The sequence below is a fragment of the Chitinophaga solisilvae genome (assembly GCF_009928525.1).
Classification (GTDB): domain Bacteria; phylum Bacteroidota; class Bacteroidia; order Chitinophagales; family Chitinophagaceae; genus Chitinophaga; species Chitinophaga solisilvae.
On the sequence record NZ_JAABOK010000015.1, the window covers coordinates 1 to 12,629 of the forward strand.

The window sequence follows — 12,629 nt, forward strand, 5'->3', positions numbered from 1 at the left end:
CCACCCAGTATTGGGCGCTGCAGGCAGCGGTATCCTGAATAAAGTCGCCGGTCAGGTTAGAGATGAAAGGCAGCTGCGGCTTGTTCAGTTTCACCTGCTGTAATACAGAAAGGAATGCCGGCAGGATGCTGTCCTGCATCTGTGAGTGGAAAGCATGCGACGTATGCAATTGTACATAGGCAATGTCGGCGGCGTCCAGGCGGGCTTTCAGGCCAGACATTGCTTCCGGGTCACCGGAGAACACGACCTGCTCCGGTCCGTTGACCGCTGCCAGGCTGATGCCCGCTGTCAGCATTGTTGCTGCAGCGGCGGCACTCACCGGAACGCTCAGCATAACGCCGGCGGATACACGCTCCATCAGCTCACCCCGTTTGGATACCACCAGCAACGCATCTTCAAAACTGAATACTCCACTCAGGCAGGCAGCCACATATTCGCCGATGCTGTGACCCAGCATGTATTGCGGGCTGATACCCAATGACAGCAGCAAACGCGAAAGACTGTATTCCACCAGGAACAGCAGCGGCTGTGTGTAGCGGGTGTGGTTCACCAGCGTACCATCTGCCGCATGGAAGAGCACCTGTTTCATATCCTGGCCCGTCAGCTGTTGCAGCAAGGCGAAGCCTTCCTCCATCTGTGCGCGGAACAATGGTTCTTCCTCATACAGGCCCAGGGCCATATTCATGTACTGGGAGCCCTGGCCGGGGAACAGGAATACAGGGATGCTGTTGCGCGCTGCGCCCCGCTGCACCACCGGCGGTTGACGCAGCTGCCGCAACAGATCTTCATAACCGGTAAAGCTCAGCGTACTCCGGAAAGGAAACGCTTTGCGACCTACCTGTAAGGTATAGGAAAGGTCCGCCAGGTTGGTATCCGGGTGTTGTTCCAGGAAACTGTGCAACGAGGTCAGGTATCTTTCCACGGAGCCGGCAGTCTTCGCGGAAACTGCCAGCAGCTTATATTTTCTGCCTGCATCGCTTGCTTCGCGGACAGGCGCTTCTTCCAGAATAGCGTGTGCGTTGGTACCTCCGATACCGAAGGAGCTGACGCCGGCACGCAAAGGATGTCCGTTGCGGCGTTCCCAGGGTTGCAATTGGGTATTGACAAAGAAGGGACCGCTTCCGAAATCGATCTCCGGGTTGGCTGATTTAAAATGCAGGCTGGGAACCAGCTGCCTGTGTCCCAGGCAAAGCGCCGTTTTAATCAGACCGGCAATACCTGCGGCCGTATCCAGGTGACCGATGTTACTTTTCAATGCACCGATAGCACAGGATTTCTCTTTACCTCCCAGCGCATATGCCTCGTTAAGCGCTCTTATTTCCACCGGATCGCCCAGCCTGGTAGCCGTGCCATGTGCTTCCACATAGCTGATACTGGCAGGTTCCACATTAGCTACCTTCATGGCGGCGGCAATACATTCAGCCTGCCCTTTTACACTGGGAGCGGTATAGCCTACTTTCTGCGCACCGTCATTATTCACAGCAGTAGCCCTGATGATGGCGTAGATGTTATCTCCATCCTTCATGGCTTCACTGAGACGTTTCAGCACCACCACACCGGCGCCCTCTCCCACTGCCGTACCGGTAGCATCCTTGTCGAATGTTCTGCAGTGACCATCATCCGAAGAGATACGGCCTTCGTAATATTTATATCCTTTCTTACGGGTAGTCTGTATAGAGATACCTCCTGCCAGCGCCATGGCGCACTCCCTGGTAAGCAGGCTTCTGCACGCCAGGTGAACAGCGCCCAGAGAGGTAGAACAGGCGGAGTCTATATAGAAAACAGGGCCGCGCAGATTCAGTTTATAAGCTACCAGCGTACCGATAAAATTAGGCGTGCTGATCATACTCAGGTAAAACGGGTCTACGTTGCTGCCGGCCGATTTCCCGTACAGGTGTATTTTCCAGTTGGTATTACCGGAAGCGCCGGCAAACAATCCTATTTTCTTTTTATCAATAGCCGCTGTATATCCGGCATCGTCAATAGCATTCCAACAATGTTTGTGGAACAGCCTTATCTGCGGATCCATCAGCGTTGCTTCTTCTGCCGTGTATCCAAAAAATGCGTTGTCAAATGTTTCCTTGTCTGACAAGATACCACCGGCTGTTTTCACAAAAGCAGGATCATTCAGCAGGGTGGCATCCACACCTCTTTCTTTCAGTTCCTCATCTGTCAGGAACTGCAGCGATTCATTGCCTGCTGTCAGGTTACTCCAGAACTCCCGGTAATCATTGCTTCCGGGGAACTGGGCTGAAATCCCTATGATCGCTATTTCCAGCCCGTCGTACTGCTTAGCTGAGGTCGTCTTCATACGCGTTGAATTTATTGAGGTCACCTATTAATTCATCTCTGTCAAAATCATCTTCTTCTGCCACTGCCATCGCCGGTTCATCTACGATGAAGTTTACCAGGTCTTCTATATTCGGATACTGGAATAACAGCGCCACGCTGATATCTTTGCCCAGCAGCCTGGTAGAGAGCTGTGACAGCCGGACAATCTTGATGGAGTTACCACCGGCATCGAAGAAGTTATCGCGGATACCGATTTTATCTTTACCCAGCAGTTCCTTCCATATGGCGACCAGCTTTTCTTCTATTTCATTTCTGGGAGCCACATATTCCGCGCCCGACCTCAGTTCTATGCCCAGCGGATCCGGCAGCCGGCGCTTGTCTGCCTTACCGTTCTGCGTCAGCGGTATTTCTTCCAGCTGTACAAAATAGGAAGGCACCATATAGGCTGGCAGTGCGCCTGACAGGAACTCTCGCAGCTCGCCGGCATTCAGCTCTTCGTCTGCTACTATGTATGCCGCCAGCTCCCGGTCGCCACCCGGTACCGTTACCGGTACTACCGCGGCGTTCTTCACTGACGGGTGCTGCTGCAACGCATGCGCCACCTCGCCCGGCTCTATGCGGAAGCCGCGGATCTTCACCTGTTCATCGCGGCGGCCGATGTACACCAGGTTCCCGTCTGCCTGCCAGTAACCCAGGTCGCCGGTCTTATACAACCGGCTGCCCGGACGGTAAGGATTGTCTGTAAACCGTTCTGCCGTTAACGCTGGCTGGTTCAGGTAACCTGCTGCCAGTCCTGCTCCGGTAATACATATCTCTCCGGTAACGCCCCTGCCGCATAAGCCACCAGCGGCATCCAGGATGTAGATGCCTGTGCCGGCAACGGGTTTACCGATGATCACCGGTTCGTTCAGTAACAACGGCGCTACGATACAGCCTACTGTAGACTCCGTAGGGCCGTACTCGTTATACACCGACATTTCGCTGTTAATACCCTTCAGCGTTTCCACATGTACAGCCATTACCTGCTCACCGCCCACAATAGCGCAGGTGACGGCACTGGAGTGAAGCTCCAGCTGCCGCAGCATACTGATATGGGAAGGCGTCAGCTTGATACTGTCAATACCCTGGCTGCCGTCAAAACTGGCAGTCAGTATATCGCTCAGCGCCGCATGCTGCGGGAAGATGGTTAACACTCCTCCGCTGGTCAGCGGACAAAATATAGTCGTTACCGTGAGGTCGAAGGACAATGAAGTGAACAGCCCGAAATGAGGACGCCCGCCTTTGAAATAATAGCCATTTGCCCACTGTATATAAGACGACAGGTTACGGTGTGTGATGGCACAGCCTTTGGGCGTACCCGTGGAACCGGAAGTATAGATCACATAGGCCAGCGAATCAGGCGAAGGAGTAAACGTATCTGCTGATGCAGGCGCTTCCAGGCCACCCAGCTGTACATCTACCGCTATTACTGTTCCGCTGTAGTAAGACAGATCAAAAATGTAATCTGTCTGTGTCAGCAGCACCGTTATTGCCGCATCACCGATAATATATTCCTTCCGAGAAACAGGATACGCCGGGTCCAGCGGAACATAGGCCGCGCCTGACTTCAGCACGCCCAGAATGCTGATGAGCATTTTGTCTGAACGGTCCAGTAAGATACCTACCCGCTGATCCGGCTGCACCCCGCAGGTGGTACGCAGGTAGTAAGCCAGCTTATCTGCTGCTTCGTTCAGCTGCCGGTAGGTGAAAGTCTGCCCTTCATATATCAGCGCCGTTGCATCCGGCTGCTGCTGCGCCTGCCGGTGGAAAAGCTCCACCATGCCCGCGTAGGGAAGGCTGGCTTCCAGTGGCTGGTTGAAGCCGTGTATCAGCTCAACATGTTCGGCGGTGCCCAGGTAATTCAGCGCTGACACAGATGATGCCGCCTGTGTTATCACGGAGCGGGTCATCTCCAGGAAATGTTCCTGCAGTTGCGCCATCATAGCCTGTTCGTATACGTGACCGTTGTATTCAAACTTAATCATGATGTCTGTTCCCGGCAGCACCGTGATGGTGAGATCAAAGTTATTCTGCCCGAAACCTGTACAGGATACCAGCGAGAGCATACCATCTTCTTCCAGCTTCTCCATATTCTGTGCTATCAGCTGTTGTACGGGATAGTTTTCAAACAGGATAATATGATTGAAGAGCTCCCGGTTCAGGTGGTGGGCAGCCTGTACCTGTCCCAGCTGCGTATAATGATGCGGCACGCTTTCCAGGGAAGCATGCTGTACTTTCCGGAACAGTTCTTTCACCGGCATATCAGCAGTGTGTTGCACACGTACCGGTATTGTATTGATGAACATACCGATCATCTGTTCCACACCGCGCAGTTCAGCAGGGCGGCCGGAAACAACAGCGCCGAATACCACATCATCCGTATTGTTGTATTTACTTAACAACAATCCCCATACGGTCTGTATAAAAGTACTTTCAGTTATACCCAGTCCGGTGCAGAACTGGCTTACTTCTTTCCTGAGTGCACCGTCAATATGAAAAATCTGTTTCTCCGGCCTGAACACATAGTTACCTGCCGGATGCAGGGAAGGCAGTACAGCCGCCTCTTCATAACCACGGAGGCAGGACTTCCAGTAATCCAGGCTGGCAGCAGTATCCAGCCCGTTCAGCCATCCGATGTAATCAGCATAAGGAACGGGTTTTTCCAGTGAAGAAGAGATGCCCTGCTGCTGGCTGTAATATATTTTGAAGAATTCCTGTATCAGGATGCTCACGCACCATCCATCCATCAGGATGTGGTGATGACTCCAGACGAACTCGTAGAGATCATTACTTTTTCTCAGTACCGTCAGGCGCATCTGGGAACCTTCGTGGAGATTAAATCCTTTTTTCCTGTCTGCATCACGGAAATCCTGTATAGAAAATTCCGGCTGCTGCCGGATGTCCCGGAAGCTGAAATGGTTGCCTGCCTGGCGTTGTACAATCTGTAGCGGGCGGTCGCCGTATGCCTGTGTGAAGCGGGTTCTCAGTACGCCATGACGGGCAACGAGCAGGTTGTAGCTTTTCTCCAGCAGGTTTACATCCAGTGTGCCTTTCACTTCATAGCTCATCTGTTCAAAATAAGCGCTCGATGCAGGCGTAATCAGCCACTGGTAATACAATCCTTCCTGCAGCGGGCTTAGCGTATACACATCTTCCACATTGCCGGAGGCGGTAAGTTCCATCACGGTATCCACGCTGAGATCCTTACAGGTCAGGTCTGCCGGTGTCAGATGAACCGTTGTCACCTCACTGAGCTGGCGGATCAGCAGACCAAGATGCTTTTCATAGGCAGCCATCAGCAGGTCTATGGTGGCGGCGTTATATTGCGCAGTATTGTATCCTGCTGTCAGCCGCAGGCGGCCTTCTGCAACGATACCGGAAATATCCAGCAGGGCAGTTCTTTCCCAGTTCTCGGAGATGGTGCGGCCATGCGGTTCTCCGCTGAAGCGGAACAAGGCCCCGCCATCGCCGGCTGCAACACCGTGGCCGAAATCGCCCAGGTAGTTGAAGTTTACTTCCGGTGTTAAGGTCACCTCCTGTGTTGTCATATAGCGGAGAATACCATAGCCTATGCCCTTGTTGGGAATACGATGCAGGTGTTCCTTTACTTCTATCAGCTGACGGATCATATCCTCCCGGTATTCCATATTGAAGAGCACCGGATAGATACTTGTAAACCAGCCAACAGTACGGGTTACATCCACATCAGCACCGATCTGCTCACGGCCATGACCTTCCAGGTTAATCAGTACGCGGTCAACGCCGAATACTTCTGTCAGCGCCAGGCTTAATGCGGTCAGCAGTATATCATTGGTATCTGTATGATACGCGCTGTAACAACCGGTAAACAGCTGTGTGCTCATTGACTGATCCAGTGTGAAGGAACGGAAGCTGATGTCCTTTACCAGGTTGCTGCCACCGGGATAGTCCAGCGGAAGATGCGGTACCGGCTGCGCTGCAATGGCAGACCAGTAGGTTGCTTCCTGCTGTAAGGCTTCGCTGGCGGCATAGACTGTTTGCTTTTCCTGCCAGTAGCTGAAAGCGTCTGTCTTCATGGGCAGTACGAGCGGCTGTGCTGCCAGGGCCTGTTCATACAACGCAGATATATCTTCCAGCAGTATTCTCCAGGAAACCCCGTCGATAACCAGGTGATGCACTACCAGCAGCAGCTTATCGCCCGCTGCATCCCGGAAGATGGCTGCCCGGAACAACGGGCCTGATGCCAGGTTAATGCCTGCCTGTATGCGGTTACAATGTGCATCGAAATCATGGGTATCATAAGACAATATTTCCAGCGCATATCCCTGTTCCGCTCCTTTGTTCTCCTGCTCCCATCCGCCGGCTGTCTGCCGGTAAACCATCCGCAATGCATCATGATGGAGCAATATTTTGTCCAGCGTCTTTTGCAGCGCGGCTTCGCTGATCGTTGTTTCACATTGCAGTAAGACAGACTGATTATAATGATGCTTTTCCTTAAAATTATTAGAGAAGAAATAATGCTGGACAGGGCTGAGCGGTATCATGCCGGCAACCGTTTCCTGACTGATGGTACGGCTGTTTTTCATCACATGCACGGCGGTATCTTCCAGCACCGGATGCAGCAATATATCCTGAATAGTAAGCGTGTAGCCTCTCTGCTTCATGCGGGAAACCACCTGTATTGATTTGATGGAGTCGCCGCCCAGCACAAAGAAATCATCTTTGATACTGATGTTTTTCCTCTTCAGTACTTCTTCATATACAGCAATCAGTTGCTGTTCCGTTTCATTCCCTGCAGCTACGTATTCCACGCCGGATTTCAGTTCTATACCCAGCGGATCCGGCAGCCGGCGCTTGTCTGCCTTGCCGTTCTGCGTCAGCGGTATTTCTTCCAGCTGTACAAAATAGGAAGGCACCATATAGGCTGGCAATGCGCCTGACAGGAATTCGCGCAGCTCGCCGGCATTCAGCTCTTCGTCTGCTACTATGTATGCCGCCAGCTCCCGGTCGCCACCCGGTACCGTTACCGGTACTACCGCGGCGTTCTTCACTGACGGGTGCTGCTGCAGCGCATGCGCCACCTCGCCCGGTTCTATGCGGAAGCCGCGGATCTTCACCTGTTCATCGCGGCGGCCGATGTACACCAGGTTCCCGTCTGCCTGCCAGTAACCCAGGTCGCCGGTCTTATACAACCGGCTGCCCGGACGGTAAGGATTGTCTGTAAACCGTTCTGCCGTTAACGCTGGCTGGTTCAGGTAACCTGCTGCCAGTCCTGCTCCGGTAATACATATCTCTCCGGTAACACCCCTGCCGCATAAGCCACCAGCGGCATCCAGGATGTAGATGCCTGTGCCGGCAACGGGTTTACCGATGATCACAGGTTCGTTCAGTAACAACGGCGCTACGATACAGCCTACTGTAGACTCCGTAGGGCCATACTCGTTATACACCGACATATCGCTGTTAATACCCTTCAGCGTTTCCACATGTACAGCCATTACCTGCTCACCGCCCACAATAGCGCAGGTGACGGCATTGGAGTGAATCTCCAGCTGCCGCAGCATACTGATATGGGAAGGCGTCAGCTTGATACTGTCAATACCCTGGCTGCCGTCAAAACTGGCAGTCAGTATATCGCTCAGCGCCGCATGCTGCGGGAAGATGGTTAACACTCCTCCGCTGGTCAGCGGACAAAATATAGTCGTTACCGTGAGGTCGAAGGACAATGAAGTGAACAGCCCGAAATGAGGACGCCCGCCTTTGAAATAATAGCCGTTTGCCCACTGTATATAAGACGACAGGTTACGGTGTGTGATGGCACAGCCTTTGGGCGTACCCGTGGAACCGGAAGTATAGATCACATAGGCCAGCGAATCAGGCGAAGGAGTAAACGTATCTGCTGATGCAGGCGCTTCCAGGCCATCCAGCTGTACATCTACCGCTATTACTGTTCCGCTGTAGTAAGACAGATCAAAAATGTAATCTGTCTGTGTCAGCAGCACCGTTATTGCCGCATCACCGATAATATATTCCTTCCGAGAAACAGGATACGCCGGGTCCAGCGGAACATAGGCCGCGCCTGACTTCAGCACGCCCAGAATGCTGATGAGCATTTTGTCTGATCGGTCCAGTAAGATACCTACCCGCTGATCCGGCTGTACCCCGCAGGTGGTACGCAGGTAGTAAGCCAGTTTATCTGATGATTCGTTCAGCTGCCGGTAGGTGAAAGTCTGCCCTTCATATATCAGCGCCGTTACATCCGGCTGCTGCTGCGCCTGCCGGTGGAAAAGCTCCACCATGCCTGCGTAGGGAAGGCTGGCTTCCAGCGGCTGGTTGAAGCCGTGTATCAGCTCCTCTTGTTCAGCCGCGCCCAGGTAGTTCAGCTCCGACACAGCGGTGGACGGATCGGTTGTCAGCGCTGCCAGCAGGTATTCAAAATGATCGATGATCCGGCCGGCAGTAGCGGCCGAGAAAAGATCGGTGTTATATTCAAGCGAAAGGTATACATCACTTTCAGATACCATGAACATAAATGTCAGATCGAATTTGCTGACAACATGTTCCGTGCGCAGGTAGCGGTTAACGGTGAGTCCCTGTTCCGGCAGTATATGTTGCAGGTCGCGGGTATCATGCAGATCGATGAGTACATCGAACAGGGTACTGCGGCTCATATCCCGCTGCAGCTGCAGTTCTTCGAGCATGAGATCAAAAGGATACGCCTCATGTTCATAGGCTGCCAGCGTCATATTTTTCACGTGGTGCAGCAGCTGGCTGAAACTTTCTGCTGCATTGAATCTTGTTCTGAGCGGCAGGGTATTCAGGTACATCCCGATCTGGTCCTGCAGATCCGGGTGATAGCGGCCGGCAATAGGGCTGCCGACAATAATATCTTCCTGCGCCGTGTATTTATACAGCAGGGCTTTTACAGCAGCGAGCAGCCCCATAAAAAGGGTAGCGCCTCTTTCCTGCAACATTTCCTGCAGCCGCGCCATGACGCCGTTATCGAGTACGCGCGCCGCGATGCTGCCGTTATAGGTTTTGATGGCCGGACGCGGATAATCTGTGGGCAGCTGCAGCACCACCGGCTCCTCAGCCAGGGTTTGCATCCAATAGGTTCTGCCCTGTTCCAGCAGTCCTTCTTCCATCTGCTGCTGCTGCCAGGAAGCATAATCGCGGTATTGCAGTCGCAGCGGAGCCAATGCAGGCGCTTCTCCGCGCACCAGGCTGTTGTACAGCGCCCACAGCTCTTTTACCAGTATCATCATAGACCAGTAGTCGCAGATGATGTGGTGCATGGTATACACGAATACCCACTTATTATCTTCCACCTGCAGCAACTCTGCGCGGATAGGCAGGTCTTCCGACAGGCGGAAAGGTGCGAGCATATTTTTACGTACCCGCTCTTCTGCAGCAGCAGCGGTATTTGCAGCGGTTCTCAGATCCCGGAACTGCAGGCGGAAAGAAGCAATATCTGCCGGCAGAATAAATTGCCGGATACCGTCTGCATCTTCCCGGAACAAGGTACGCAGGCTTTCATGTCTGGCCATCAGCTGCTGCAGGCTGTTTTCCAGCGCGCTGCGGTTCAGGTCACCTTCAAAAGTATAGGCGCCGGACATATTATAGGCGATGCTGCTGTTCTCAAACTGGCTCAGCACCCATATTCTTTTCTGTGAAGAAGATAAGGGGTAGCTGGCTTTTTCGCCGGCAGACCGGATATTATACTTCTCCCCGTTTTTATTCCGTTCAATATAGGCAGCCTGCTCGCGGATAGTAGGATACAGGAAGATGTCCTGCACTTTCATGCCGGCATTGAATGTCTTGTGTATGCGTGCCAGCAGCTGGATAGCGCGGAGTGAATGGCCGCCGGCGCTGAAGAAGGAAATATTTCTGCCTACCTTTTCCAATCCGAGTATAGCCTTCCAGAGGTCTGCCAGCGCGGTTTCCACTTCACCTTCCGGCGCTTCCTCCGGCAGTTGCTGCACCGGAGCCGGCAATGCCTTACGGTCTATTTTCCCGTTGGTGTTTAACGGAAATTTTTCCAGATGAATAAACCACACGGGAATCAGCTGCTGATTGAGATAGCGGGACAGGCCCATACGCAGCGCTTCTGTTTCCAGCGGCGTACCGGTGTAATAGGCAGCCATCGCTGATATGTTATCCGCCGAACGGTGTACCGTTACCACGCAGCCTGTCACATTCTCCAGGCTCAGCATCGCACGTTCCACTTCTCCCAGCTCCACGCGTATCCCGTTTACCTTCACCAGGTTATCGAGGCGGCCGATCACTTCGATGTTACCATCTGCAAGGTATCTTCCCTGATCGCCGGATTTATACACGATATCCGGTGCTGCTGACAGCGGATTCTGTACAAAACAGGTGCTGGTCAGCGCTTCGTTCCTATAATATCCTTTGGTGGCGAATGGCGTTTTAATGTAGATCTCTCCTGTTTCTCCCGGCTGGCAGATACGTCCGTTCCTGATGATGGCAACGATGGTATTGCTGATGGGGATACCTGCAGGAATAGACTGCGCATAATTGCCGGACACTTCATTGATCCTGTAGAAAGTTTTTACCAGCGTAGTTTCTGTGGCACCGTACAGATTCACCAGTTGTGTACTTTCGCCCATTACCTGCCGCCAGTTAAGTATATCTTTTACATACAGCATCTCTCCTGCCATCAGCAGGTATTTCAGCCGGAGCTGCTTTGCTGCTTCCGGGTTCAGCAACAGTTCTGTGGTCAGCACGCGGAAAAGCGACGGTACACAATGCACCAGCTGTATGACATTATCTCCCAGCCATGTCAGCAACGCGGCCGGATCATTTTTGACTTCCGGAGCCGGAATATACAAAGTACCACCGTTGATCAGCGCGGTAAATATATCACGGAGGGAGGCGTCGAAAGTAACGGCAGTCAGCTGGCTGACGCGCAGGGATGCATCGAAGCCGAATTCCTTTGTTTCCCAGTGGATGAAATGGCTAAGACCGGCATTGGCGCCGAGGATAGCTTTACCATCGCCGGTAGACCCGGAAGTATAAAATATGTAATTGCTGCTGTTGCCGTCGGTTATCAGCGGGAGGTTCTCCTTCCAGCCTTCCTCTTCCGTAAATACAACGGGAACGGCTATATTATTTTCACAGATAAACAGTTCAATGCGATGGTCGTCGTGCAATACAATCAGCCGGCGGATATCCGTTTGCAGTTCCTGCAGGCGGTGGCATACCAGCTCTTTTTCAGCAGCTGTTACCACCAGTATTCCGTCGGAAGTTTCCCGGAAGATCTGCAGTAATCTTTTTTCTGCGAAGGAAATATCAACAGGAAGATAGATAGCGCCCGTTTTGAAGATGGCCAGCAGGGCGGCAATCTGCGGAACGGAAGCCGGGATAACCACGTTCACAATCTGTTCCGGTTCGCAGCCGGCCATTTGCAATACATGTGCCAGCCGGTTGGCATATGCATTCAGCTCCAGGTAGGTAATGCTTTCAGTCGCTGATACCACAGCGGTGCTGGCAGGAAATTTTACTGCCACCTGTTCAAATACACTGTGTATTACTTTCTTATCCATTTTATCTGATTGTCGCATTTTTTTAATCGAGGTTATAACAGCATTCAACGGTTTTGCGGGCCAGCAGATCCAGCGCATCGAGGTAAATCACGTCCTTGCTTTCCGGCACCACTCCCAGTGATACTTCCGTACATCCGCCAATAATCATGTCTACATTCAGCGCTTTCATTCTGTTGACGGAAAGCAGCAGCAGCTCTCTGGCTTCGTCGGAAATACGGGCAGATTTAAAACCATTTTTCATGTAGACGGCACGCATAAAAATTTCTTCCTGGCTGACAGGATCCAGTGTCACTACTTCCACATTACATTTCTCCAGTGCCTGGTGATACAGGCCGCTGTTGATAGAGCCGGTGGTGGCCAGCACGCCTACGCGTTTCACCGCAGTATATTCATGGAGCAGGCGGTCAGCAATCAGCTGCAGCGGGTTCAGCACTTTTGACCGGCTGTAGTCCGCAATCCTGTCATAGTAATAATGGGAGGTAATGCAGGCAATGGCTACCAGTTCTACCTGCTGGCTGTTGAACATTTCCAGGGATCTGTAAATGCCTTCCAGCGGGGAAGGTCCGCCGTTGATGATTGCGCGGGTACGGTCAGGAATACCGGAATTATTATGGTATAATATTTCCGGAAAGTCCTGGTCTGTTACCGCCGGAGAATAATCGATAATCAGCTGCAACAGCTTTACACCGGCGCGTGATCCCATTCCTCCGATAATACCTACTTTCTTTTTATGCATAGTCATCATCATCAAAAAGA

At 52.5% G+C, this 12,629-nt stretch carries 3 protein-coding genes; all 3 read right to left on the reverse strand.

Features of this window, described 5'->3' with window-relative positions:
- The coding region (locus GWG06_RS25045; protein WP_160716856.1) for a type I polyketide synthase at window positions 1-2,311 on the reverse strand (2,311 nt) is incomplete at its 3' end.
- Window positions 2,292-11,873: a non-ribosomal peptide synthetase gene (locus GWG06_RS25050; protein WP_160716858.1), complete on the reverse strand. Its 9,582-nt coding sequence runs from the start codon at window positions 11,871-11,873 to the stop codon at window positions 2,292-2,294. The genes GWG06_RS25050 and GWG06_RS25045, both read right to left, overlap by 20 nt.
- A 22-nt stretch (window positions 11,874-11,895) precedes the next feature.
- On the reverse strand, window positions 11,896-12,621 hold the full coding sequence (locus GWG06_RS25055; RefSeq protein WP_127033717.1) for an aspartate/glutamate racemase family protein: 726 nt from the start codon (window positions 12,619-12,621) through the stop codon (window positions 11,896-11,898).
- Window positions 12,622-12,629: the final 8 nt, after the last annotated feature.

What these genes read in the sequence shown, in the direction of transcription:
- GWG06_RS25050 (WP_160716858.1), bottom strand. Translation starts at nt 11,873, where the DNA reads ATGGATAAGAAAGTAATACACAGTGTATTTGAACAGGTGGCAGTAAAA.
- GWG06_RS25055 (WP_127033717.1), bottom strand. Translation starts at nt 12,621, where the DNA reads ATGATGATGACTATGCATAAAAAGAAAGTAGGTATTATCGGAGGAATG.